Origin of the sequence: Cupriavidus sp. CuC1, assembly GCF_044627735.1 — a bacterium.
In the GTDB taxonomy this organism is placed as follows: Bacteria; Pseudomonadota; Gammaproteobacteria; order Burkholderiales; family Burkholderiaceae; genus Cupriavidus; species Cupriavidus ulmosensis.
The window spans coordinates 1-24509 of the sequence record NZ_JBIUHC010000145.1; the positions used below are offsets into that span (position 1 = coordinate 1).

Here is a 24509-nt window from a genome sequence, read left to right on the forward strand (position 1 = left end):
TTGAGTGCCTCTTCAAAGAACAGCCACTGAGAGCCGGCAAGCTGCAGTTCGCGACGGATTGCCTCTGTGTTTTGCGGTGCCGCGGTGAGAAGTTCCTGCGCGGCTGCGAATTCCCTGGTAGCCGTGTCCAGATCCTGCGCCATCTGGGGGGAGGTAATGCCCCAGGCGCGGAACATGCTGATCTTGGCGATCCTCTGCGAGAGCATCCGCTGGCGGCCGGCAACGTTGATCAGCTTACCCATCATGGTGCCGGAATGTTTCTCAAGCAGGAGGGTTCCCTGTTGCGCAAGCTTCAGCACGTCCTCGCTCATTCTTGCGATTGCTTTCGCGCTATCGAGATTCGGATCGCCACCGGACAGCGACTGCTTATAGGGAATCCATGTCTGCTCGAGCCTGGCGTAGGTGTCCTTGATCTCCGGCGTGGGCGCGGACGCCTTCAGCTCCATGAGCTGCTTGTCAAAGAGCGCCACGGACTGTTCGAGGACCTTCTTCGAACGTTCGACTTCAACACCGAGGCCAGCCTGGCAGTAAGCCTTGGCCATGCGCTGAGACAGCATGCGCTGGCGGCCCGCCTTGTTGATCGCCGCGTTGATCGTTAGCGTTTCGGCCGAAGCGGTCCCGGCCAAGGCCAGCGCCAGGACGCTGCAGGCGATCAAGCAGAAGGAACAGACGTAACGTTTCAAGGGCGTCTCCGCGTTAAACTTTGATTGGACCTTTGGACGCATCGCTCGAGCCGACGGCGTGTCGGATCAGCTGATCCATCTCCTTGATGATGTCCGCAAGCACCAGCGTGATCACCGCGAACTCCCTGCCGTACTCTCCCGCCCGTGCCGCCGAGATGCGCGCATTCATTGCGACGATGTTCGCCTGCATCGAAATACCGCTGAGGCGCTCGACGAGGTCGGTGTGGCGTTTGCGCACAGCGACCTCGCAACGGTGCATCTCCTCCTGGTATGCCTGCGTGACGGTCTGCAGCAGTTCAAGCATTGGCGTGGCTTGCGCCACCAGCACGTCGAGGGATGGCGCTCGCCGGCTGGTGTCGGCCAGTGGTGCGTCTATCGCTGTTCTGACCTGGGCGATGAATTCACGGATACGCGCATCAGCGCGCGGACTACCAAAGTACAGTTGCTGCAAAGCGCCGGAGAATGCGCCGGGCAAGCGCTCATTGCCCGTTACGAGATCCGAATGCGCCGACTCGAACATTGACAGGCACTTGCGTGCGATATCGAGCGCGGCAGTGTCCCCCCGCGAAGCGAGCAATATCTGGAGGACGATCCGTTGCGACAGCATGCGCTGCCTTCCGGAAAGGTTGATCAATCCGCCGATGGTTTCGGCGGACACTTCCGCCTCGGGTGACTGAGTAGAGAAAGCGTTCATGCCATGCCTTGCAGGTAGTGTCGACGCAGACGCGCACCGCGCTGACCGGCAAAGAAAAAGCGCCCCGAAGCGAGATGCCTGCAAACCGGTTGTCCGGTTCGTGATCATTTCGCTTCGGGGCGCCGTTGCCCGGGATGCTCCTTTTCGGAGCGTGTCATCGCGACTTGCCAGATTGTTTCAAGGCCGCCGTTGGCCTATGTGTCGCCTACGCAATATCTATGCCATAGCTCACGGAAGTTGCATCAGTTGAGGGCGCAGGAAAATGGCACGGCGGGACCGACCCGCGCACCGATCCCGTGCCAGATGCCTCATCACGACGCGTGCGCTGGGGCATGGCCAAGCCAGGGTTGCCCATAAACGTAGTCCTTGCCGCAGTGGCGTTGTGGTCCTGCAGTGCCTGCGCGGCGAACAATCTTCTGCGTTATCGGCATGGAGGCGGGTGACAGAAAAGCCGCCTGCGGCCGAACTGCCGTCTTGCTACTATTCGCGCTCGTGACGCGCCTGCGACGCTTGGCAGCGCGTAGCGCACTCGTCCTCACACCGCTCTGCAAAAAAACAAGGAAATATGGCGACACTGCCGCCCAAACACGTCATGGACCTGCTGCTCGACGCGATCTGCGTCGTCGACCGCCAGGGCCGTTTTCTGTCCGTCACGGGGGCTTGCGAGAGCATCTTTGGCTACCAGCCAGAGGAGATGCTCGGCACGCCGATGATTGACTTCGTCCATCCCGATGATCGGGCGAGAACGCTGCAGGCCGTCGAGCGGATCGAGGCTGGCTATCTGCAGCGTCATTTCGAGAATCGTTATGTGCGCAAGGACAGCAGTATCGCGCACATCATGTGGTCGGCACGCTTGTCCGAGTGCAAGAACCAGCGGGTGGCGGTGGCCCGCGATATTTCTGACCGGGCCCTCGCGCTGGCAGAGGAGCGGTTGCTGTCCGGTGGCTCGTCGGTGGAAGCACATTGGCGGCTGTCCGCCAAGCCCCCTACGCTGACCCCGCCGGGGTTTCCGCCCATTCCACTGTCTGCGCAGGATTACACGGTCCTGCATGCCCTCGCCAGCGGCGATGAATGCGTGACGCGCAAGGCCATCGTGCGGGCGCTTGGCGAGGATTACCTCCATTACGACCAGCGCCGACTGGATACCCAGATGCGCCGCCTGCGCCGCAAGGTCGAGCAGGTGGGCGGCCTGCGGTTGCCCGTGTCGACGGTGCGGGGCGAGGGCTACCGGGTCTACCAGAAGATCGTGATCGACGGCTAGTGCCGGGGTCTGACACCAAGGCCACATGGTGCGGGCCGCCAGTTTGCTCAGATTTGCTCAGACAGCGAGGGGGCCGCCGCTTTTATTCTTTTGGCTTTGAACATTAGCCAGACTGGCGATCGTCAGCTTGCCTCGAGCGCGATCCATGAGGATTTGAATCGGATGCAGCAACCTCAACTCTCCGCACTTAGTCGTGCGGAGTTGGACCTTGCATTTACGTCGTTTGCGGGGATGGATGGCGGCAACCCGGCCGCCGCCATCTGGGTGTGCGACGTGGCCCCGCTGGCTAGCTGCGTACCGCTATCGGTAGCGTTGCAGGGGCAGCCGATACCCGGGGCATGGGATAGGGAGTTCCGTTCGCGCCATGAACACCTATTGCCGCGCTGGCAGTCGCATTACCGCATCGCACGGATGTTGGCTGCAGCGCGGTCAGCCGCCTTGCCCCCGGGGCGCATTCCGATCAATGCACAGGAGTACTTTGACCGATATCTCTACGCGCCGAATGGATGGGAATTCAAGCTGAATCTCTTCCCATTGCCTGAAAGAACAGATCACACTTTGCCCTGGAGCAAGGTATTCCGCGAGCTGCAGGTGTTGGGTGTCAAGTCGGAGTATTTACGCCTGTGTCGCCTCGGCGGGCGCTTCCGCTTCATAGCGTCGCTGCGCCGCCAGCACCGGCCCCGCGTGGTACTGTGCCTCGGTGAACGCCACGCGCGCGACTATCTGCATGCGTTCGGCTTCGAGGACGTGGAGGGAACCGATGTGCTCCTGCAGCCGGCCGATTTGGTGCGGCGCTTGCAGGTCTTCGAGCATGATCAGACCGCGCTGGTACTGAGTCCCCGCCTTGGCGGCGCGCAAGGGCTGAGTTCCGACGTGCTGCTCGACGCGCTAGGCACCTTCTTGGCGAAGTGGCTTCTCCCGACGGATTTTCCGCCCTGCTTGGGCGTAGCCGAGGAGCCTTCCGTCGCGCGGCCCGCTGGTAAGGCCTTGCCGGCAACTGAGGCGCTCGCATTGAACGAAGCATGGGGGGGCCGCCCGAAATGGCTTGGCATCCTGCATCATGCACCAGTAGAAGAACCGGCCCTTCACTGTAGGGAGCCAGATGAGGTCCCAGCACAAACCTGGTTCGGACCACCGGCCCCGTGCGTCGTCAGCAGCCGTGGCTGCGGGCTCTGGCTGCGGCAATGCCAGTGGCCTTGGACCGTGACTCTAACCAGGCATGAGCCAGAGTCACCATGGAGCGGGTGAAGGGAATCGAACCCTCGTCATAAGCTTGGAAGGCTTCTGCTCTACCATTGAGCTACACCCGCGCGCGATGCGCGGCATGATAGCAGCGACGCCAACGCATTGTGTAGCGATTTCATTTTTTGATCATGCACAGCTGCGTGCTATCAAAATCTCCCCTGCGCAGGTGGCTCGGCTACTTCGACGTCGATACGATGCCCATTCTCCAGCTGTTGTCAGCCGCCTGCTCGACCTTCCGGCGTAGCATGCGCTCCTGGTCGATCTCACGCAGCGAGCGGCGCTCGGTGGCCTCGGCGAGCTCCTGCGACACCGCGACCTGCTAGCGGGTCTGCTCCAGCTCCGTCGAGAACTGGGTACGCGCCTCACCCAGTTGCCGCTCAAGCGCCTCGGCATGGCGCGTTCCCTCCTCCTTATGTGCCTGCGTGGACGAGCGAGCATGGCGTCCGGCGCCCCGCCGCGCGCGCTAGCTGCACGGCCTCAGGCCGCCTGCACGCCGGCGGTGCCCTCCTCGACCGCACCACCGTGGCCTGCGCCTGGTGGCGCTGGACTTTCGCCTCGCCGCGCCTCTTGGCCATCTGTATGGCCTCCTCGGAATCGCAGTTATCTTAATGCAGGAAAAAAATGCCGTACGGGCGTTATGTTAAATCGTCGCCGACTTTGGAGCCGCCTACAACAAGCGATCAGAACAATCCAAGCAAGCCCGAAACCGACACCGGGCTGACCGACAGCACGCCAGCAAATCAAGCACCTCCCTCCTTGAAACGCCTGCATCTAGCAGGCGTTTTTTTTCACCCGCGATCTTCCGGTAGTATCGGCGACGTAACGCATCGAAGCGGCCACGGCCATAGGTGCGAATGAACCAATACAGGTTACGAATCTCCCGAGCGACCCGCTGTTTTTCTTCTTCTGACATGCCGACAAAAATTGTTGTAGTTGTAGCTCTGCTGACCCTAGCGAGCTTTGCCCATGGCGCCACCAAATGCCGTAGTGGTAACAAAATACTCTACCTCACCGATGTCTGTCCTGCTGGCTACACCGATATCACATCGACTGGCGGCACTGGTGTGTCCACAATCGGCAAGAGCGCGAACGTACAGCGACAGGAACAAGAGTTTCTCGCCAGCAAGACAGCGGACGAGCGGGCCAACCGCGCACAACTCGCCCAAGAGCAACAACAGCTTGTCACCGCCGAGAACAACCAGCGTACCCAATGCAACGCCATAGACGCCGAGATCCGCGCAAACGAGATCGCTATGCGCCAAATCAATGCGTGGCAGATGATGGACCAGCTAAAGCGAAACCACCAATTGCTGCGTGACCAACAGTTCCAAATCGGGTGTCATCGATAAGAAAACCAAAAAAGTCAACAGCAGCGGGCCGGCGCGCTGCGCGTAAAGGGCTGTGCTGCGCTCTACAGGCTTCGCCTTACGAGCTTGTCCCCTGCGGGGATTGCTTCGCTTACGCTACGCAACATTCGCCCGCGCGCCGGCCCGACTCCACGAGAAATGCCCGGAGCAAACACGCATGCCCGGCAAACCGATCTGATCGCAAGAATGCCCTGGCTCTCAGAGCAACGCCACGAGAGCACTAGTGCGGTGGGAAGAAAAGCGGCAAGGCAGTGAGGGGGGGTAAGCTCAGGCGCGGCAGCTTCGCAGGATACGGTATCGCACAGCCCGCTACTCGGCCTGGGGAGTGCCCTTCGGGCCGGACAAGCCCGCTGCACAGATCAAGGCCGGTCGCGCTCCCAACCCTGGCCCAGCCCCCAGACACTCCTAACGCTAGACGCCCTTTTTCGTTACGTCTTTTCGTTACGCTCCTGCGCCTCACGCTTCTTCGCGTTACGAAGCATCCTTGACGTGGAATCGCCGGTAATAGCGTCCTGCAGCGCTAGGCGCATCTCGTCGGACGTCGCAGCGCTGCAATTGAAGCGCCTCCACCCATCCAGGTCGAACAGCTCACTGCGCTTACGCCAGTCCCGAGCAGAACGAACACACTTCACCACCTGGACCATAAAATCGAAGTCCACCGGATTTCCGTTACGCGTTACGGATTTTCCAGCGCCCTTCTTGAGCGCGCCCAATTCCATCTGCAAGCCAGCCACAGTCACCTTGAGCGCGCCATTGGCCGAAAACGCCTTGTTGCGCTCTTCCTCGGCCAGCTCGATACGCTTGTGTGCCGCAGCCAATTCCACGCGGCTTCTCACGAGCTCGTCGTGAACTTCGACCAGGTGATCGTTCTCCCGGTCGCGTGCATTCACGTAGCCGGTCATCTCGTCGATGGTCTCGTGCGCTTCGGCCAGCTCGGCCTTGGTCGCGTCGAGCTCGGCCCGCAGCTCAGCCATCGCATCCTCCAGGCCACCCACGTCCTGGTGCAACTGCTCTCCACGGAACACGCCGCCATTTTCCGTTACCGTAACGGAAGACTTGCGCCTAGCGCGATAGGCTGCCTGGCGCTCCGCGTTGCTCAAGGCATTGGCCTTGGGCGGACGACCCCGGCCCCGCTTCGCCTCACCCACCGGCAGCTCCGCAATACGATTATCCGTTACGTCACGCATATCATCTCCCTGACTGAGATTCTATTTTACGTTACGCGTAACGGATATTCAATATCCGTTACACTTTATCCGTAACGAAAAATCAGCGCCGATATCCAAAGCGCGGCTTTTCAGGCTGATCGAACGCTTCGAGATCCATGGCGGACGGTGGCCGCCGATTGTCCAGGACAACGAACTGCGGCATCGGCGCAGGCTTTGCCACCTCTGGAGCCGGAGCCGGCGCAGCAACCGGCACCGGCTGCGCGACCTGTTGGGAACGCTCCCCATCCGGATCAAACGCCATGAAGAACCCGGTCTGCACAATCTGCGCGCATTGATCCTTCTGGACCGGCAACCGCGTGCCCTGCTGCGTATAGCAATTGCAACCGCCCTTGAAGGTGACACAGGCAGCAGGCACAGGCACCCTCTTCGGCTTAGTCAAATCGTCATAAGCCGGCGCGGTGTAGTCCAGCCCCGGAATCCGCGGCGTGTACGACTGTACGTACTCCGCTGTCGTCAGAGGCCGAGAACGACGATCCCCTTCCGTGCCATACGCAATCTGACCAGACGCACCAGCTCGCCCCCCCGCCTTCATCATCGCCGCCTCCTCGGACTCGCCATGCATCGGCTTGTAGACCTTGCGATAGCCGACGTACCCCAACAGCGCGAGCGCCGCAATACTCAGCGGCACAATCGCCAGCACCTTAGGCGGGATCTTGCGCTTGACGGTATGCACCTCCGCCGACTTGTACAACGTATAGATCGCCTTGTTAAACTTATAGGTGCTGCGCTGGCTGTCCTTGCGTCCGGCAGGCTTATCGCAATTCTCCCGTACCGCGTTCCACTCATGCTTGCTCGACGCCTGCGCGCCGAACTTGCGCACCAGATGGATATGGTGGCCGCACAACCGCCGCACATTGGTATCCAGCAGCATGGGATGCTGCGTCAGCAGATACAAGCGGATGCCCCGATGCCGCAAGGTCTCCAGCTCCGAGACCCAGCGAGGCACCTGGGCACCATTGGCCCGTACCCGAAACAACTTCTGCGCTTCGTCCAAAAACACAATCGACCCGTCCGGCACATCCGGCCAATCCTCCGGCTTTTCCAGCGGCAGCCACGGGAGCACGAGCTCGTTAATGCCGTGGTAGTACACCTGCGCGTTATCCGCCTCGGACACCCGCTTGACCATGTCGATCCCCATCAGGGTCTTACCGTTGCCCTGCAGGCCGGTGATGAGCGTAACAACCGAGGTACTCATGACTTGATCACCATCTTCGTGATGGTGTCAGACGACAGTCCTTCCAGCACCAAGCGCACCGAGATCGCCGAAAACAGGATGCTGATGCAGGTATCGAGCTTAACCAAGCTCATCACCTGAACGAACTCAGGCGGCAGCGCATACAGGTTCGACAGGATCAGATCCTTAATCGAACCAACCCAGGCCGTCAGCCCGGTGTAGCTGACATAGCCAATCCCAAGCGCGACCAGGACCCGACCGACAAGCGAGCTAACGATCCACGCCAGCCCACCAAGCAACGCAATCAGAGCGACAGGCATTATTTCTTAAACCCCCCTAGAACGATGCGCAACGCGCCAATCAGACTCATCACCACGAACAAGCGACCGATCCACACCAGATACTGGTTCAGCCGCGAAAACGGAAACGTGATCGCCTGCCCCGACACCGTGAAAACCTTGTCAGACAGCCCACCCGAAGCACCAAGAAACGCCGTTTGATCCAGCGAATTCGAAATCGGCGTAGAGGTGCGGTTCGCATGATCGGCAGGATTCGCCACCGGATCTTGCCCCGCCAAGATCTTCGTCCCCAACGCGGAAGCATCATTCGGCTTCTGGTTATCGCACCGCGTGCCGTATTCCTGCTTGACCATCATGCACTGCACCGCATCGCCATTGCAGACCGGTGGCGCCGTACAGTCATCGCCCCCCGAGGCTTGGCTTTGATCCGTGCCCTTGCACACCTTGTCATTCGGATTGCTAGCACAGAAGCCGTCCTGCGGTTGCGTGGTCGACGTCTTCGAGCCGTCCGGATTCGTCTTCGTCTGAGTCACCGTCGGCACACCGTTGACATTCGTCACATTCGTGACCGTATTCGTCGTCTGAGGCGCAGCCTGGACCCCGCTTGCATCCGTAGCCTGCGAAGTCGAGGAATCGTTTTTCGTCACCGTGGTATTGGGCACCGTCCCCGCCTTGGCACAGATCCCCACACCATTGACCGTACCGTACGTCATGCCCCGCTTCTGACAACTGACCAACGAAGGCGGATCCGTCGGCTTCGTCGTCGTGTCGAGCGTGTCGTAATTCGCCGGGCTACACGTTGCCCCGGTCCCCATGCCCACATCCGAGGCATAGCTCGTGCCCGACTGCACCCCAACCGCCCCACCGCTATACGCGCAGCCCTGAATGCAGATCGTGCTCGGAAGGGACGCCGACGTTCCCTGCACCGAAGCCCCAAGATACCTAGCCTTGACCGCCGCATCGGTACACACCGGAGGCGGTGGCACATAGGTACACGTCGAACCGCTCAGCGTATCGCCCGGAGCACACGTGCCGTTCTGAATCAGGTTGATATAAGACGGCTGGTGATACGTACCGTCCCAATAGTGACAGTTCCATTGCGTCGAATTTTGGCGCAAATCAGTACCGTCATACGAATAGGTCGACGAAATCTGCTTCACGATCGTCGAACAAACCAAGCTCGGATCATACGATCCAAAACTCGCATAATTGCTCTTCCAATACCCCTGAGACACCGGATACGTGGTCGCCCTGGCCTCAGAAACCCAACTCAGGCCAAACGCAATGACTAACGCCAGTAGTGCAGGACCCAGGCGGCGCCCTATCCAACGCCGCACACCCCACAAGTGCACAAAGCACGATGACATAGAAAAGCCCCCTCATTTGTGGGTGAACATGATCCAGGCAGCGCCTACGATTGCCAACACGACGAACAGACCCATACCGCCCCCGAAAAAAAATGGGGAGCCGAAGCTCCCCGCGCCTAGAAGTAGCGCCGATACCAAATGACCGATTTGATAACCAGCGCCAGCATCAAGACCAAACCGCCGACCGTTCCCACATCGGCAGCCGCAACCGCCAAAGCGGCCTCGATGACGCTCAGAGCGCCGAGCGCAGCCACTTGACGGCCTTGACAGCCAGGACAATCAAAATCACCCCAGCGCCCACCGTGGCCGCATCCGTGGCCGCCGTCGACAGCGCGGTCGACACCGACGGATCGATGGAGGCATGAGCCACACCACCAACCGCCAGCAGAGGCACCGCATAACCCAGCTTACGAATCAGCTTCATAACAAACTCCCGAAAATACCGGATAGCCCCGGCAGGCTCTCAGCTAGACGCTGAATCCACATCACCCGCTGCCAGCGCAACGAGCACAACCCGAATCCCGTACGCCACCGCCCAGCACAGCAGAATCGCCGTGCCTACCGTCTGCCCATCCACCGCCGACAACGACAGCGGGTTATTCAAAAATTCCGCCGATGCTTGCACCACATAGGCACAGGTGCTCAAGTCAGACGGCTGCGGGCTGACCGCAACCAAGGCACCGGAACCGTTGACCTGAACACACATCGCCACAATCAACCCCTACCCGTATCGACCACGGCCACCACATCGAAGGCTTCATCGCAGTGATCGCTCGCAGTCTCAAATGCATCCTCGCGCGATTCAAACGTGCCCGCTTCTTTCAGGCGGTGCGTGAACCCCACGTCCCCGGAATACGGGCACAAGAACATGCCAGACTCCACCTCCTGAACCACGAACACAACCGCGCCCATGGTTAAGCCGCCTTGATCGGCGCGAGGCTGTGAACGATGGTCTTCGAGACCTTGCCGTTACTGACAATCTCCATATCGGCCTTCGCCATGAACGGGAACGGCAGCTTCTCGTACTTGGAGAATTCGTCAGACGTACCAACGTTATATTCCCCAGCGGCCATCCCCTTTGCCGTGCCTTTCGATGCATCGAGCGGCGTAACGATGTACGCCTTCGTGCTGTCGTACGTCTGGCCGTTGTCCATCGCACCCTTGCTCGATTTCATCCCGAGAACCTGAACTTCCGTGGTGAAACGCATTTGACTTCCCCTAAGCGCGGCTATACGACCATGCCCAGCGCGCCGCTATAGTCGCTGGAGTCGAGCTTGAATTCATTGAAAGACTTGCGACGCTCCTGGCGATGCACGGGCGTATCCGCATAGAAGTAATCAGGCACCTTGAGCCGCTTGGGCCAGTCACCGAGCTTGTTGCGCACCATCTGCACAAACTCTTCGGGACCGTAGAAGTCCGCCAATACACCCACGTACTTCCCGACCTGGGTCGAAACCATCTTGATGGACGCCTCGAGCGCAATCTCTGTCGCCTTACGCTTAACGTCCCCACGCTGTGGCGTCACCGTCAGCGACAGATAGGCGAACGCCTTCTTGTACGCGCCCATGAAATAGCCGCTCGGATCGAGCAGCACATCGAACGGAATCAGGCGGGACTTGTTCGACATCTCGACTTCGCCGCGCACCCACGGCGACGTGCTATCGCCCTGCTCCATCCCCTTCTCATAGCCCCGGAACATGCAGCCCGCCTTGCGCGTCCCCACATACACTGTCCGACCCTTGCCGCTTGGGTTCTTCCAGTCGCCAGCGTGCTGGCACGTCGGAATCGTGTACGCATTGGTGAAATAGCCATCGGTGTGCATCTGGTCAAGCTGGTCCACCGTGACCTCACCGTCAAACCAGTCATGCGCCAAATCGACACGCGTGATCACCGGACGCTTGGCCCGCCCCGTCAGGAACGCATGCAAGCGCCCTTCCCAGCCCGGCTTAGCGGCGATGGTCCCCTGCCCCGACAAGGAAATCAGGACGGTGCTGTTCTGCTTGGCGCCACCGAAGCCGACATGCCCCCAATTATCGCCAAGCTCCCACGTTTCGCCGTAGAAGTCCCTGCGCTGGCCAAGATTACGTGTCAGCCCAAAGCCGAACACGCCTTCAAGCACTGCGCTGGTCGCACGCACATACGCGTCATCATCAACGCCCTCAGCCAGACCGAGAAACGACTCCTCACCGATCACCACGCGCAGGCCATCGATGACCGCGATTTGCCCATTGACCGGGACGCGCACCGACACCACCTTCAACTCGCCCTTATCGGACATCACGAGGCTGACGTCGCTGTGGTCCGCAATCGCGAGCGCTTCTAGTTCCCCCCTATTAGTAAGGGGGGAACTTCCGGTCCCCACTGCCGACATGGTGGGGTGTCCCTCGCGCTCCGCGCCGCGCGTGCCGTCCGCGCAAGCTTCGCCGACACGCGCGGCGCTACGCGCTACGGCTGCAACCTCGGTAACGGTGGCCTTGAGCTTGCCCATTACACAGCCTCCCGATAGGCAACCGGATACCGACGACCACCGCAGCCGCAAACCTCGCCATCCTCAAGATTGGCGTCCCAGCCGCAGACCGAGCAACGCAACACGAAGGCCATCACCACTCCCCCATCAATCCGCCCAGGGCGTGAAGGCAAGCAGCAGCACCAGCCGGGTTATCGCCATGCTCAAGCGCAGAGCACAGGACCGAATAGAAGATGTTTGCGCCAATCACTCGCATCACGCGCCCCTCGGAGTGTCTACGAGCGCCGTGGCGATCTGTTTGGCCACCCACAGCCCCACCCACGCGCCGAGCGCAGCAGCGGCACCTACCCCCGCTGCAACAGCTAGAAACAACCCCGGTTGCACCATCGTTTACCCCTTGCCGTTTACCGACTATCATTCGGACAGGTTACGTACGTAACGTGTCACAGACGTAACATATGTTACGGCAGTAACATGCGTCAAGTACTACTTTCGAGGGGTGTGCATGCGAAGCGCAAAATATCTGGATGCCGTGATCGAACGCCACGGCTTGAAGAACGACAAAGCACTAGCCGAATATCTCGGACTGGTTCACAGCGCCGTGAGCCATTACCGCACTGGCAGACGTGTCATGGACAACGAAACGTGCCTACGCATCGCCCAGGCACTAGAAATGGAAAACCCGCTGCTAGTGATCATGGCCGCCGATATGGACCGCGCAGAACGCGCAGGTCAGCATTCGTTATGGGAAGTTTTTTCGAGGAGGATGACTAACGCTGCGGCCCCGGCCACCCTCGCCGCACTGGTCGCAGTTGTCACAAATTTTATGACACCGACTCCCGCCCAAGCCGCTCCGACTCTGGATCGAGAGGGTGGACGAGTTATCGTTATGTTAAATGATGGCGGCTTGGAATAGCGCCAGAACAAGGCATCGAGGTTTGCCGGCGCCAAGGGTTCGAGGCGGTTACCAATCCGCTCCTTCGCGCGCAGGTACTCAACCAATCCAATCGGACAGAATCCTTCCCGCGTCGCCGCCCTTCAGCCAGCACAGCATCCAACAGAGACTGATACTGCTTGGGCGGGAAGAAATGAGAAATCAGAGGAATCACACGACTCGTGTACTCTTATGTGTGGAATTCTATTCAGTTTGCCCGCAAACTGTATCGGTTTATACGACATGCAAAATCCGATGCCTACATCTGTCCCCGAACCGCAAGCCGTTTCCAGCACAGTCACCCGCAGCGCGATATTCATCGTTGCGACGCTCACCGACGGTGACTGCCACGCCGACACCGTCCGCGCGTGGTGTGGCGACGTCGCCGCAGTCGTGCGCGGGGTCGGTCAGCGCGTGCCGGCCGGCAATCTGTCCTGTGTCTGCGGCTTCGGCTCCGGCGCATGGGACAGGCTGTTCGGCGAGCCCCGTCCTGCGGCGCTGCATCCGTTTCGGGAGTTCGGCACCGGCAAGCGCGTCGCCATCGCGACGCCGGGTGACCTCCTGTTGCACATCCGTGCCGATTCGATGGACCTCTGCTTCGAGCTTGCCACCCGGCTGCTCGGCAAACTCGGCGATGCGATCCGGGTCGTCGACGAGGTGCACGGCTTTCGCAACTTCGACATGCGCGCGATGATCGGCTTTGTCGATGGCACTGAGAATCCGGCCGGACGCGAGGCGGTCGATTTCACGGTGATCGGCGACGAAGATACCGAGTTCGCCGGCGGCAGCTACGTCATCGTGCAGAAGTATCTGCACGACATGGCCGGGTGGGACGCCCTTCCCGTCGAAACGCAGGAACGCATCATCGGGCGCAAGAAACTGTCCGACATCGAACTGGACGAAAAGGTTAAACCCTCGTCATCGCACAGTTCTCTGACGACGCTCGTCGAGAATGGGCAAGAAGTGAAGATTCTGCGTGACAACATGCCGTTCGGGCGCCCAGGCGCGGGAGAGTTCGGCACCTACTTCATCGGCTACGCCCGTTCGCCCGCACCCATCGAACAGATGCTGGAGAACATGTTCGTCGGACGGCCGCCTGGCAACTACGACCGGCTGCTCGATTACAGCAGCGCAGTCACTGGCAGCCTGTTCTTCGTCCCGTCGGCTGACCTGCTCGCAGGGCTCGCGGACCGCGAAGCACCTGCTGCCAGTGTTGGTCAATCTGCTCCCTCTGCGTCGGCCGCGTCGCAACAACAAGGCTCATTGAATATTGGATCGCTCAAAGGAAGCCATCAGTATGAATAACCTGCACCGCGAACTCGCCCCGATCACCAGTGCCGCATGGTCACAAATTGAACAGGAAGTGGCGCGTACCTTCAAGCGTTCGGTGGCTGGACGGCGCGTGACAGACCTTATCGGCCCCGGAGGCGCCGAACTGGCCGGCGTGGGCACCGGACACCTGCGTGACATCGAGGCGCCGCTGCAGGGCGTCGGCGCGAAGTTGCGCGAGGTCAAGGCCCTGGTTCAGCTGACCGTGCCGTTTGAACTCCAGCGCGAAACGATCGACAGCGTCGAGCGCGGCGCGCTCGACTCCGACTGGCAGCCAGCAAAGGAAGCGGCGAGGCAGCTCGCGTTCGCGGAGGATCGCGCAATCTTCGACGGCTACCAGGCGGCGGCCATCGTCGGGATCCGCGAAGGCTCGTCGAATCCAAAGTTCACGCTGCCAGCCGACGTCAACGAATATCCGAACGTGATCAGCGGTGCGATCGAGGCGTTGCGGCTCGCGGGCGTCGACGGCCCCTACTCCGTGCTCCTCGGCGCCGACGCATACACCGCGCTCGCTGGGGCGCGCGATCAAGGTTATCCGGTCATTGACCACATCAAGCAGATCGTCAGTGGCGAGATCATCTGGGCGCCGGCGATTAGCGGCGGCAGCGTACTGTCGACCCGCGGTGGCGACTACGCATTGCACCTTGGCGAGGATCTGTCGATCGGCTATATCAGCCACACGGATCAGGTCGTACGGCTGTATCTGCGCGAAACGCTCGCGTTCCTGATGCTGACGAGCGAGGCATCGGTCTCGATCGCGCTGTCACAGTAGGCGCCGGGAAAGGCGACGGCGGATTCCCACGAGCCGATCCTGCCGGCCATCGCATCGCGCTAACGAGCCATCAAGTCTTTTTGGAGCCGTATCGTGCCGCCAGCCCATCCACGGCTCGGCTGAATTCCCGAATCGTTTCGTCAATGATCTGACGCACCGGCATGATCGAATCAATGCGCCCGCAAACCTGCCCGGTCAGCGGCACGGCCGCTTCCATGTCGCCGCCGAAGTAAAGCTGCTGCACGCCGGCGAATTCGCTCTTGATGCTTTCCGGCACCTGCTCTTCGATCCGGGATGTGCGTGCCGTGCGCAAGGCCCGGAGTGCCGGGCCATTGCCGCCGCGATTGAGAAATACGGTATCTGTTTCGCGCGCATCGACAATGGCGTTCTTCCAGTTGTCATGCACGGGCGATTCTACCGACGACAACATGCGCGTGCCCATCTGGATGCCCTCGGCACCCATGGCGAACGCCGCCGCCATGGTGGCGCCATCGCAGAAGCCGCCGGCGGCGATGACCGGGACTTCGACCTTCGAGCAAACCAGCGGCAGCAACACCATGGACGCGACGTCGCGCTGGTTCTTGAAGCCGCCGCCCTCGCTGCCCTCCACGATCAGGCCATCCACACCGGCGGCGACAGCCTTCAGTGCGCCGGCCAGCGTCGGCACCACATGGAAAACCGTCAGGCCGGCCGCCTTTAGTTCGGCGCAATAACGCGTGGGGTCGCCGGCGGATGTGGTCACGAACCGGATTCCCTCGTCGACGACGAATTGCACAATGGCTGGGTCACGCACGTAGGTCAGTGCGATGTTGACCCCGAATGGCTTGTCGGTCAGCTCGCGCATCTTGCGGATTTCACCGCGAATCGCGTCCAGTTCTCCGGATGAGGTCTCGATGATGCCCATGCCGCCGGCATTCGAGACTGCGGCAGCAAGCTGCGCCCTGGCGATCCATCCCATTGGCGCCTGGATGATCGGATGCTGGACGCCAAGCATCGCTGTCACGCGATTGTTTATGGTCATGCCTTTCTGTCTCCGCTCGGTAACTGGTGGAATTGGTGGAATCGATGGAACTGCTGATCACTGGTCAGGCCATTCTATTTCGCAACGCCGAAACATTGCAACTGGTTGCATACCAAAGTTCTTTCAGATCGCAAGCCGAAATTGTTCAGATCGGGCGCCGATGATCCGTGGCAACCTGCGCAGATCACCGATTGCCCAGCTTGAGGAGTGCCCCATGGAAAGAGCCCACCGCCGGCGCCTGCCGCAATGCGGTTGGCAAGCTGGACGAGTCCTGGGACGAAGCCGTTGCGAAGGGGTGGACCGTCGTGAGCATGAAGCAGGATTGGAAGCAGGTGTATCCGCCTGCGCCAAGGTGAATTGCCGCGCGCTGGTTACCCAGCGCCGGGCTTGGCACAACCATATGCGATTGCATTAAAGGCAACTAATGCACGACCGCCTCGCAAATGACGTAAAGGCCCTCCAAGCGTAGGCCTTGAAGTACGTTGCCCCTATCGCCGGCGTGCCTGCCCAGATATCGCAGGTGTGCACCGGCGTCGAAAAAGCAGGCCCGGCTTGACACACCGGACCTGCAGCGGCAACCGCTTCAGTGGCTGGCTTGCGCCTGAGCGGCCTCGATGGACTCCATCACCACGCGGCGCGCGTCGAACTCCTCCGCAATCTTCTGGTCCTGCGCGAACTGCGCCTCGACGTCGACATTGGCAAACTCGATGGCGCCCATGTCGGCAAACGCGGCCTGCACCCGTGGGCTCCACAGCCCGATATCCTTGACGGTCGGCACGATGCGGCTGAACAGCCTCTGGCGGAACTGCCGCATGGTCTCGGACTCCCGCACGGCCTTGGCGCACTCTTCTTCCGGCAGCCCAAGGCGGCTCCATACTTCCTTCTGGTCGAAGCGATCGCGCATCAGGTAGCAGGCTTCGATCACGAAGTCCTCGCGCTCCTTGCGCTCGGCCTCCGTCAATTGCGGATAGTAGCCGCGCAGCGCGGTGCGGCCAAATGCGACGTGGCGCGCTTCGTCCTGCATCACGTAGGCGTTGATCGATGCGGCCAGCGGATTCTTGGAGAAGTCGCGGATGCGCTGGAACGCGGCCAGCGCCAGCCCTTCCACCAGCACCTGCATGCCGAGGTAGCAGAAGTCCCAGCGTGAGTCGGTCAAGATGGTTTCAAGCAGCGATTTCAACCCGGAAGTGATGGGATAGATGATCCCGACCTTCTCGTGCAGCAGGCGCGAATAGGCTTCCACGTGGCGCGCCTCGTCCATGGTCTGCGTGGCGGCATAGAACTTGGCGTCCATTTCCGGCACCATCTGCACGATGCGCGCGGACACCATCAGCGCGCCCTGCTCGCCATGCAGGAACTGCGACAGCGAATGCGCCTGCTGGTGGCGGCGCACGTCGATGCGGTCGTGCTTGCCCATCTTTTCCCATAGCGGCGTGCCGTAGATCGGGATCATCCGGTCATCGAGTTCCTGCGGGTTCTCGGGATCGAGTTCCTGCGACCAGTCGATCCGGTCGGTGGCGTTCCACTGCTGCTTCTTGCTGGTCTCGTAGAGTTGCAGCAGCTTGGAATTCTCGTTGTCGTATTCCCAGTTGAACTCGGTGGACACCTGGCTGCCGATCGACCAGCCTGTCTGGACCACCGGCAGCGTGTAACGATGAAGGGATGACATGCAATCTCCTTTGGCGCTCATGGGTTTTGACCGTTCTCCACGCCTGTTTTGCTAGTACTAGCCGGTGGTGGGATCGGTCTTGAATTTGCTTTTGCTTCCGGCTATAAACAGAATCATAATTCTCTTTCTTGTTATTTCAAGGGTCCGGCACAGGGTCCGCAGAAGCCTGGAGACATTGATGCAGTTCCACAATTTGACTGTCGCGCAGATCACTCGGGAGACCGAAGACGCCCGTTCCTACGCGCTCCTGGTCCCCGATGCACTGCAGCAATCCTTCGTTTATCGCGCCGGCCAGCACCTCACCTTCCGGGTAAACGTGGACGGGAACATCCTGCTGCGCAGCTATTCGCTTTCCAGTTCGCCCGAGGCCGGCGGCCTTCCGGTCGTCACCGTCAAGCGCATCCCGGGTGGCCGCGTTTCGGGCTGGTTCCATGCGCAGGTCGGCGCCGGCACGCAACTGGAGGTGAGCGCGCCGACTGGCCGGTTCGTGTGCGAGACCATGGATGCGCCGCTCTTCTTCTGCGCGGCGGGCAGCGGCATTACGCCGGTACTGTCGATGATCCGTTCCGCGCTGGCATCCACCAGCCGCGCGATGACGCTTTACTACGCCAATCGCGATGGCGACAGCACCATCTTCGCGGCGCAGATCGCCAGGCTGGCGCGCGGCAACCCCGAACGGCTGACCGTGCATCTGCACTACGACGACGCCGACGGTTTTCCCGAGCGTGGCAAGATCGCCGCCCTGCTCTCGGCCGTGCCGCACTGCCAGCTCTATCTGTGCGGCCCCGGGCCATTCATGCGGACCGTGCTGGAGGCCGCTGAAGTGGCCGGCATGGCGCCGGGGCGAGTGCATCTGGAACGGTTTGACGCTGCCGCGCAGGAGCCCGATGTGGCAAGCGCGGCGCCGTTGCCTGCCCAGGCTTGCGATGCCACGGTAACTCTCGGCGGCGCCCTGCATGTGGTGCGGGTTGCCAGCGGCCAGTCCCTGCTGCAAGCCGCGCTGGCCTGCGGCGTGGATGCGCCCTATGCTTGCGAGGAAGGCTATTGCGGCTCGTGCGCGGCCAAGTGCGTGGATGGCGCGGTCGTCCATGCGCGCAACGATGTCTTCAGTGCCGACGAGCTTGCTGCCGGCTGGATCCTGACCTGCCAGGCGCGCCCACGCCAGGAGCGGCCGGTCGCCATCACCTTCGACGTATGACATCCGAAATCACGGCACCCTTTGACGCCGCAGCGCCGACGCTGCGCGCGGGGCTGAAACAGCCCCGCCAGGAGAGAAGCGAAGCCACGCTGAAGGCTCTGCTTGCAGCCGGGAGGGCGCTGATCAACGAAGCCGGCAGCCTGACCGGCTTCTCGCTCGCCGATCTGGTGCGGGCCGCCTCCACGTCCATTGGCGCGTTCTATGCGCGCTTTCCGGACAAGGAGACGTTCTGCGCGCTGGTGCTGGAAGACACGCTGGCGGAGCTGCGCGCCGAGCTGGACTATTCGCTGGCCACGGACCCCACCTGGAACGCAGGGCCGGCCCACGCGATCTGTGCGCGCATCGTTGGCTTTTACATCGGCCTGTTCCGCAAGCACCGTGGCCTGTTCGCCGCGTATATGCGGCATAGCCCCGCGCAGAATCCCTTGTGGCAACCCATTCGCGAGGCCAACCGGCAGATCCTGGATGCCATGGTGCCGCGCCTGGCCAGCCACGTTGTCGCCGGGCGTTTCAGCGGGCCGGATGACGAGACCCGCATAGCGGTCCAGCTTGTCATCAGCGCATTGACCAATATCGTGCTGCATACGCCCAGCGCCCTGGACCTGTACGATCCACGGCTGGAGCAACGGCTCACGGAGATGCTGCACCGCTACCTTGCCTTGCCAGCGGCGGACGTGTGTCTTGCCTACGCCTCTGGCAGCAACAGGTAGCGGCGCATCATCCGGATCAGGTGGGTTTCCAGCTTGCGTTCCTCCAGATGCAGCGGGCCCGGATCGTTGAGCAATAGATTGGCCAACGTGCCCACCAGGAACTGGATGGCCACGCGCACCTCGAAGTCCGCGGTGCCTGCGCGTGGCGAATCGATTTGCCTGGCCAGCAATGGCACAAGCAGATCCTGGATGCGGCGGTTGGCCAGCCGCATGGGATTGTCGCCGCTCCCGGTCGCGGAGTAATGCCGCAGGAATCCTTTGAACAGGCCACGATTCTGGCGAAACTGGCCTACATAGACGCGCACGATGCGCTCGACGATGGCCGTAGCCGGGCCGGCTTGCCAGACCGGATCCCTGGCGACCGATTTTTTCGTGAGCGCTTCGGCCTCGTCCAGCGCGGCTTCAAGCATGACCTGGAGGAACGCCTCCTTGTCCTTGAAGCGGGCATAGAAGGCGCCAATCGACGTCTCGGCCGCCTTCACTACATCGTTCAGGGAAATGTCATCCAGGTCGCCGCGTTGCTCTGCGAGCGCCCGGCCGGCTTTGATCATGTTGCCCAGGTTTTGCTCGCTGCGAGGCTGGCGCGGGGGCCGCATCGCGGGCGAGGTGACGGTGGTTGCAACAGGTCCCTTTGTGGCACGCCGCGCGGGCGCGTCCTGGCGAGCGGACGCGCGGGCTGGCGTCGAGGGTTTTCGGCTGGCAGGCATGAAGTGGCAATGGTCAATGTGCGCAAGCAATGCCCGCATTATGGGGCCTTCGCCCCTCTCCCTTCTGTTGCCATGCCGCCGGAGTCTCGATCGCAAGCCGCTCGCCGAAGCCTACTCCACCTTCTCCCAGCCAGCACCTGGCGCGAATGGTATCCACACACAAAGCACGAAGCTCGGGCAAACTCAAAGATCCGGCTTTTTTAGCACAGCGGTTTCCAGTCGTGGCGCCATCGGTGATCAGGCGAGCCAGGCGTTCACCTCGCCGGCGACCCGCGCGATGCAGGAGATGGCATTTTGCGCCATCGGCGACGGGGTCCGGTTGCGCAGGCTGACAACGCCCATCTCGGAGAACAGCGAAGGCAGTCCCTCGATGCGCAGCGGCAGCAGCGTGCCGGCATCGAGATCGGCTTGCACCGACGTATGCGTGGCGGCGAGAACCGTGTCGGTGGACAGCGCCACGGCCCTGAGGATAGCAATGTCATCGCACTCGAGCGCGAGCACGGCTTGCTCGCCAGCCGGCATGCTGAGCACCCTGGCCAATTCGGTCTTCAGGACATTCGGCAGCTTGGTCGCCGCGACGCCGTACTGCCAGGCATCGGCCACCGTGCATCGGCGCCCGGCAAGCGGGTGCGAGGTGCGTACGTAGAAAAAACCGGATTGCGTCCCCAATGGACGGATTTCCAGTCCCGGATCTTCCGGCAGGTCGCGCACGTCGGCGACGAAAAACTCGAGGTCTTCGGCGCGCAGGCGCTCCAGCAACTGCTTCCAGTTGCCCTCTTCCACGCGCAAGGCCACCTTGGGATAGAGGCTTCGCAGTTCGGACAGCGCTCGCGGCATCAGCGTCGCCGCCGGAAATGGCCCGGCGCCGAAGGCGGTGTCGCCCAGCTGGCTGTCTCGAAAGAGATCGACATCGCGCTGCAGGCAGCGCGCATCGAAGAGCAGCCGGCGGGCCCGCTCGATCACGAACTCGCCGGCCGGAGTCGGCCGCACATCGCCCACGTCACGGTCGAACAGGCGGATGCCGAGGTCCGCCTCGATAGCCTGGATGCTGCGGCTGAACGCAGGCTGGCTGAGGTGGACGCGCTCGGCCGCCCGCGCGAAATGCAGGGCATCGGCCAGCGCCAGAACGTGGCTGAGACGGCGAAGGTCCATCATGCTGCGTTGCTCCGTACGCATTGGAACATTGCATAGTATGCATTGGACGCATTGACCCGGCAAGCCTACAGTCAGGCGGACTTAAGGTCTTTCAGGCCAAAAAGCGAGATCGGAGACAACTCAATGAGTCCGCACCTTCAGAACACCTTGATCGTGATCGCCATGCTTGGCTTTGCCTGCATGGAGTGGGTCACGCGGCGCTACAAGAACAGCGTCAACGCTACCCTCGACGATACCAAGCTGGAGCTGGCGATGTTCGTGAGCCTGCTCGCGATCACCCAGCCCCTGGCCTTGCTGGGGGCCGGCAAGCTGTGCGCCTGGCTGATGCCAGAGCATCAAGGCGCGTGGGCACACCTGCCATGGTGGACAATGGCCGCGATCTTGCTGGTTTGCGACGACATGACGCAATACTGGTGGCACCGCGTGTCGCATTCGCCGTTGTTGTGGCCTTTGCATCGCGCGCACCATACCGCGCAGTACATGAGCATCCGCATCACGTACCGGAACAATTTTTTCTATTACCTGATGATGCCGGGCCTCTGGATCGCAGGCGTCCTGCTTTACTTCGGGTTCGCCAAAGTCTACGGTGCGTACCTGGTCATCAAGCTGACTGTGATCCTTGGCGCGCACAGCGCGTGGCGCTGGGACGAGCCCTTGTACCGCATCCGCGCGCTGCGCCCGCTGATGTGGATCCTGGAGCGCACGATCTCCACGCCCGCCACCCACTGGGCGCACCACGCGATGACGAACGAGGACGGGATCGGCTACTACAAGGGCAATTTCGGCAATCTGCTGTTCTTCTGGGACATCCTGTTTGGCTCGGCGCATATCACGCGCAAGTATCCCGCCAAGGTTGGCTTGCAGGATGACGTGCTGTTCGGGCAGGAGCGCTGGTTCACCCAGATGTTCTACCCGCTGTTCCAGTCGCGCCGCGCGCATTCCGCGCTGCGCTTCGGCGGACGGGCTTATGCGGAAACCGAAACCCATTCCGAAACGGCGCTGCAAGCCAATGAACAGCAGAGGTCCGCATGAACGGCCGCGCGCTGACAGAGGAACTGGCCAGGCAGGACATCCTGAGCACCTGCGTGCAAGCCGTGTTCGCCGCGCAACAGCAAGCCTTCCTGCGCCACACCTTGCCTGATGCGGGGCAGCGGCGTGGGCACTTGCGCGCTCTCAAGCAGCAACTCCTGCGCTACCAGGACGTGCTTGCCGAAGCGATTTCCCAGGATTTTGGCGCTCGCTCGCTGGCTGAGACCAAGATGCTGGAGGTGCTGCCGACCACGCTGGAGATCCGTCATGCCGTCTCGCATGTGCGCCGCTGGATGCGGCCGAGCCGGCGCTGGCCCGAGCTGCTGTTCGCCAGCAACAGCCTGCGCGTCACCTACCAGCCCAAGGGCGTCGTTGGTGTCATCGCGACCTGGAATTTTCCGGTCTATCTGTCCTTGGGCCCGCTGGTTGCCGCGCTGGCCGCCGGCAACCGCGTCATGATCAAGATGCCGGAGACAACGCCAGCCACCAACGCCACGCTCAAGGCCATGCTGGGCGAGATCTTCGCCGAAGACCATGTTGCATTGATCGGCGGCGAGCTGCAAGACCCCGGTGTCTTTAGCGCCCTGCCCTTCAATCATCTCGTTTTCACCGGCTCGCCAGCGGTAGGCCGTATCGTCATGGGCCAGGCGGCGCGCAATCTCACGCCAGTCACGCTCGAGCTTGGCGGCAAGTCGCCCGCCATCGTGTTGCGCGACTATCCCGTGCGCGAGGCCGCCCGGCGCATCGCGCACGGCAAGGGCATCAACTGCGGCCAGGTTTGCGTGGCGCCCGATTACGCGCTAGTGCCGCGCGAACGGGTGGACGAGTTCGTCAAGGCAGTGATCGAGGCTTTCGGCGAGATCTTCAGCGAGCGTACCGGGCACAACCCCGATTACACGGCGCTGGCCACCGATCGCCACGCTGCGCGCATCCAGGCCATGCTGGACGACGCGCGCGCCAAGGGCGCGACGGTGGTGGCCTGCGGCGAGGTCGGCCCCGGCCGCCGGTTGCCATTGCACGTCGTGACGAATTGCACGCCCGACATGTTGGTGATGCGCGAGGAGATCTTTGGCCCCATCCTGCCGGTGCTGCCGTACGACACGCACGAGCAGGCTATCGCCATGGTGCAGCAACGCTCGCGTCCGCTCGCCCTGTACTGCTTCAGCTTTGATACGGCCGAGCGCGAGAACCTGCTCGCGCGCACGCATTCCGGCGGCGTCACCATCAACGACTGGGCCTGGCACGTGGTCAACCACGACGCACCCTTTGGCGGCGTGGGTAACTCAGGCATGGGCACCTATCACGGCGAAGAAGGGTTTCGCGAACTCTCGCATGCGCGCACGGTATTCAAGCGGCATCGCTTCTTTCCCATCGGGCTGTTCTATCCGCCCTATGGCAATCTGGCGCAGCGCCTGACGATGATGCTGTTAGTCGGCCATGGCGATGCGGCGGTGAAGAAACCGTTCTGAAGCAAGCGTCCGGCGCACCCACCTTGAGTTGATCGAAGCGATCCTGACATCGCGCCGGCCAGGATAGGCGCCAACTCATGAGGCGCAGGATCCGACTATCGGGCCGATGACCTGTTCAGGGCTGCAGCGGCGCGTATGAGCGTCTTGAAGGCATCCTCATCGATTTCATCATCCTCATGGAGATCGATAGCGCGCCTGGTGTTGCCTTCAAGGCTGGCGTTGAATAGTCCTGAAGGGTCCTTGAGCGAAGCGCCCTTGGAGAAAGTCAGCTTCACGACGCTCTTGTACGTCTCGCCGGTGCAGATCATTCCATCGTGAGACCAAACCGGAACGCCTCTCCACTTCCACTCCTCGACCACCTCAGGGTCAGCCTGTTTGATGAGAGCGCGGAGATGGGAGAGCATCTTGCCCCTCCAGTCGTCCAATTCCTTGATCCTCGCGTCGATCAGCTCGGACGGGGATTCGTCCTTGGTCGTTGTGCTCTTTTTCATAAAACGCCGTCCGCGACTGTTTGCATGCTGAAAGCATAGCCTGATGGTCATTTATTTGCCAACTCCAGCCCTGGTGCTGTCGATCCTGGAAGGTCAGCGCCCAACTTCAAGAGGGGATGGCCGCACGCTCGCGTTCTGAAATCGCTGCCGCAAAAGCAAAATCCCCCAGTACTTTCGTACTGGGGGGTTTCAAGGGAGAGCCTGGCGATTACCTACTTTCACACGGGTATCCGCACTAT

27 protein-coding genes and 1 tRNA gene are annotated in these 24509 nt (G+C 61.5%); 9 read left to right on the forward strand and 19 right to left on the reverse strand.

The window, feature by feature from the left end:
- The coding region (locus ACGLHR_RS40150; protein WP_400101177.1) for a type IV pili methyl-accepting chemotaxis transducer N-terminal domain-containing protein at window positions 1–683 on the reverse strand (683 nt) is incomplete at its 3' end.
- 13 nt (window positions 684–696) lie between these two features.
- Window positions 697–1377: a methyl-accepting chemotaxis protein gene (locus ACGLHR_RS40155; RefSeq protein WP_400101179.1), complete on the reverse strand. Its 681-nt coding sequence runs from the start codon at window positions 1375–1377 to the stop codon at window positions 697–699.
- 592 nt (window positions 1378–1969) lie between these two features.
- Between ACGLHR_RS40155 and ACGLHR_RS40160 the strand changes: the two genes are divergently transcribed.
- Window positions 1970–2638 carry a PAS domain S-box protein gene (locus ACGLHR_RS40160; RefSeq protein ID WP_400101181.1) on the forward strand — a complete coding sequence of 223 codons (669 nt, stop codon included), beginning with the start codon at window positions 1970–1972 and terminating at the stop codon, window positions 2636–2638.
- A gap of 615 nt (window positions 2639–3253) precedes the next feature.
- Here the strand turns inward: ACGLHR_RS40160 and ACGLHR_RS40165 are convergent.
- The 3 genes from ACGLHR_RS40165 to ACGLHR_RS40175 form a co-directional block, all read right to left on the reverse strand.
- Window positions 3254–3496 (reverse strand): hypothetical protein, encoded by a 243-nt coding sequence (locus tag ACGLHR_RS40165; RefSeq protein ID WP_400101183.1) that lies wholly within the window; start codon window positions 3494–3496, stop codon window positions 3254–3256.
- Window positions 3497–3874: 378 nt separating this feature from the next.
- Window positions 3875–3948: transfer RNA gene (locus ACGLHR_RS40170), tRNA-Gly, on the reverse strand.
- Window positions 3949–4058: 110 nt separating this feature from the next.
- Window positions 4059–4193 carry a hypothetical protein gene (locus ACGLHR_RS40175; RefSeq protein WP_400101184.1) on the reverse strand — a complete coding sequence of 45 codons (135 nt, stop codon included), beginning with the start codon at window positions 4191–4193 and terminating at the stop codon, window positions 4059–4061.
- A 544-nt stretch (window positions 4194–4737) separates the two neighbouring features.
- On the opposite strand from ACGLHR_RS40175, the gene ACGLHR_RS40180 reads away from it, so the two are divergent.
- Window positions 4738–5232 (forward strand): hypothetical protein, encoded by a 495-nt coding sequence (locus tag ACGLHR_RS40180; RefSeq protein ID WP_400101186.1) that lies wholly within the window; start codon window positions 4738–4740, stop codon window positions 5230–5232.
- Between the two features lie 446 nt (window positions 5233–5678).
- Here ACGLHR_RS40180 and ACGLHR_RS40185 read toward each other — a convergent pair whose 3' ends face one another.
- The 9 genes from ACGLHR_RS40185 to ACGLHR_RS40225 form a co-directional block, all read right to left on the reverse strand.
- Window positions 5679–6437: a hypothetical protein gene (locus tag ACGLHR_RS40185; RefSeq protein ID WP_400101188.1), complete on the reverse strand. Its 759-nt coding sequence runs from the start codon at window positions 6435–6437 to the stop codon at window positions 5679–5681.
- An 82-nt stretch (window positions 6438–6519) separates the two neighbouring features.
- Window positions 6520–7674, reverse strand: a complete 1155-nt coding sequence (locus ACGLHR_RS40190) for a zonular occludens toxin domain-containing protein (protein ID WP_400101189.1) — start codon at window positions 7672–7674, stop codon at window positions 6520–6522.
- The gene (locus tag ACGLHR_RS40195; protein WP_400101191.1) at window positions 7671–7973 is read right to left on the reverse strand and encodes a DUF2523 domain-containing protein; all 303 of its coding nucleotides are present in this window, start codon (window positions 7971–7973) and stop codon (window positions 7671–7673) included. The genes ACGLHR_RS40190 and ACGLHR_RS40195 overlap by 4 nt, the downstream gene beginning before the upstream one ends.
- On the reverse strand, window positions 7973–9130 hold the full coding sequence (locus tag ACGLHR_RS40200) for a hypothetical protein (RefSeq protein WP_400101193.1): 1158 nt from the start codon (window positions 9128–9130) through the stop codon (window positions 7973–7975). The genes ACGLHR_RS40195 and ACGLHR_RS40200 overlap by 1 nt, the downstream gene beginning before the upstream one ends.
- A 421-nt stretch (window positions 9131–9551) precedes the next feature.
- A complete protein-coding gene (locus ACGLHR_RS40205; RefSeq protein ID WP_400101195.1) occupies window positions 9552–9743 on the reverse strand; it encodes a major capsid protein in 192 nt (63 codons plus the stop codon).
- 39 nt (window positions 9744–9782) lie between these two features.
- Window positions 9783–10025: a hypothetical protein gene (locus ACGLHR_RS40210; protein ID WP_400101197.1), complete on the reverse strand. Its 243-nt coding sequence runs from the start codon at window positions 10023–10025 to the stop codon at window positions 9783–9785.
- Window positions 10026–10033: 8 nt separating this feature from the next.
- Entirely contained in the window at window positions 10034–10231 is a 198-nt protein-coding gene (locus tag ACGLHR_RS40215; RefSeq protein ID WP_400101199.1) for a hypothetical protein, read from the reverse strand.
- 2 nt (window positions 10232–10233) lie between these two features.
- The gene (locus ACGLHR_RS40220; protein ID WP_400101201.1) at window positions 10234–10527 is read right to left on the reverse strand and encodes a hypothetical protein; all 294 of its coding nucleotides are present in this window, start codon (window positions 10525–10527) and stop codon (window positions 10234–10236) included.
- Window positions 10528–10547: 20 nt separating this feature from the next.
- Window positions 10548–11807: a replication initiation factor domain-containing protein gene (locus ACGLHR_RS40225; protein ID WP_400101202.1), complete on the reverse strand. Its 1260-nt coding sequence runs from the start codon at window positions 11805–11807 to the stop codon at window positions 10548–10550.
- Window positions 11808–12291: 484 nt separating this feature from the next.
- On the opposite strand from ACGLHR_RS40225, the gene ACGLHR_RS40230 reads away from it, so the two are divergent.
- The 3 genes from ACGLHR_RS40230 to ACGLHR_RS40240 all read left to right on the forward strand — a co-directional run bounded on the left by ACGLHR_RS40230 (window position 12292) and on the right by ACGLHR_RS40240 (window position 14821).
- Window positions 12292–12702, forward strand: coding sequence for a helix-turn-helix domain-containing protein (locus ACGLHR_RS40230; protein ID WP_400101204.1), 411 nt, complete (start codon window positions 12292–12294; stop codon window positions 12700–12702).
- 273 nt (window positions 12703–12975) lie between these two features.
- Window positions 12976–14025, forward strand: coding sequence for a Dyp-type peroxidase (locus ACGLHR_RS40235; RefSeq protein WP_400101206.1), 1050 nt, complete (start codon window positions 12976–12978; stop codon window positions 14023–14025).
- Complete coding sequence (locus ACGLHR_RS40240) at window positions 14018–14821, forward strand: family 1 encapsulin nanocompartment shell protein (RefSeq protein ID WP_400101208.1); 804 nt, start codon at window positions 14018–14020, stop codon at window positions 14819–14821. The genes ACGLHR_RS40235 and ACGLHR_RS40240 overlap by 8 nt, the downstream gene beginning before the upstream one ends.
- Window positions 14822–14891: 70 nt before the next feature.
- On the opposite strand, the gene ACGLHR_RS40245 is transcribed toward ACGLHR_RS40240, so the two are convergent.
- Together ACGLHR_RS40245 and ACGLHR_RS40250 are read right to left on the reverse strand one after the other, a co-directional pair.
- The gene (locus tag ACGLHR_RS40245; RefSeq protein ID WP_400101210.1) at window positions 14892–15842 is read right to left on the reverse strand and encodes an NAD(P)H-dependent flavin oxidoreductase; all 951 of its coding nucleotides are present in this window, start codon (window positions 15840–15842) and stop codon (window positions 14892–14894) included.
- Window positions 15843–16425: 583 nt separating this feature from the next.
- Window positions 16426–17511, reverse strand: coding sequence for a ferritin-like domain-containing protein (locus tag ACGLHR_RS40250; protein WP_400101212.1), 1086 nt, complete (start codon window positions 17509–17511; stop codon window positions 16426–16428).
- A 178-nt stretch (window positions 17512–17689) separates the two neighbouring features.
- Here ACGLHR_RS40250 and ACGLHR_RS40255 point away from each other — a divergent pair, with 178 nt between their 5' ends.
- The gene (locus ACGLHR_RS40255; RefSeq protein ID WP_400101213.1) at window positions 17690–18709 is read left to right on the forward strand and encodes a 2Fe-2S iron-sulfur cluster-binding protein; all 1020 of its coding nucleotides are present in this window, start codon (window positions 17690–17692) and stop codon (window positions 18707–18709) included.
- Complete coding sequence (locus ACGLHR_RS40260; protein ID WP_400101214.1) at window positions 18706–19419, forward strand: TetR/AcrR family transcriptional regulator; 714 nt, start codon at window positions 18706–18708, stop codon at window positions 19417–19419. Before ACGLHR_RS40255 ends, ACGLHR_RS40260 begins: the two co-directional genes overlap by 4 nt.
- Here ACGLHR_RS40260 and ACGLHR_RS40265 read toward each other — a convergent pair.
- On the reverse strand, window positions 19395–19970 hold the full coding sequence (locus ACGLHR_RS40265) for a TetR/AcrR family transcriptional regulator (protein WP_400101215.1): 576 nt from the start codon (window positions 19968–19970) through the stop codon (window positions 19395–19397). The genes ACGLHR_RS40260 and ACGLHR_RS40265 overlap by 25 nt on opposite strands.
- Before the next feature lie 393 nt (window positions 19971–20363).
- On the reverse strand, window positions 20364–21281 hold the full coding sequence (locus ACGLHR_RS40270) for a LysR family transcriptional regulator (protein WP_400101217.1): 918 nt from the start codon (window positions 21279–21281) through the stop codon (window positions 20364–20366).
- A gap of 123 nt (window positions 21282–21404) precedes the next feature.
- Here ACGLHR_RS40270 and ACGLHR_RS40275 point away from each other — a divergent pair, with 123 nt between their 5' ends.
- Together ACGLHR_RS40275 and ACGLHR_RS40280 are read left to right on the forward strand one after the other, a co-directional pair.
- Window positions 21405–22313 carry a sterol desaturase family protein gene (locus ACGLHR_RS40275; protein WP_400101218.1) on the forward strand — a complete coding sequence of 303 codons (909 nt, stop codon included), beginning with the start codon at window positions 21405–21407 and terminating at the stop codon, window positions 22311–22313.
- Window positions 22310–23779, forward strand: a complete 1470-nt coding sequence (locus tag ACGLHR_RS40280) for a coniferyl aldehyde dehydrogenase (RefSeq protein WP_400101220.1) — start codon at window positions 22310–22312, stop codon at window positions 23777–23779. Before ACGLHR_RS40275 ends, ACGLHR_RS40280 begins: the two co-directional genes overlap by 4 nt.
- 95 nt (window positions 23780–23874) lie before the next feature.
- On the opposite strand, the gene ACGLHR_RS40285 is transcribed toward ACGLHR_RS40280, so the two are convergent.
- A complete protein-coding gene (locus tag ACGLHR_RS40285; protein ID WP_400101222.1) occupies window positions 23875–24270 on the reverse strand; it encodes a DUF1801 domain-containing protein in 396 nt (131 codons plus the stop codon).
- Window positions 24271–24509: the final 239 nt, after the last annotated feature.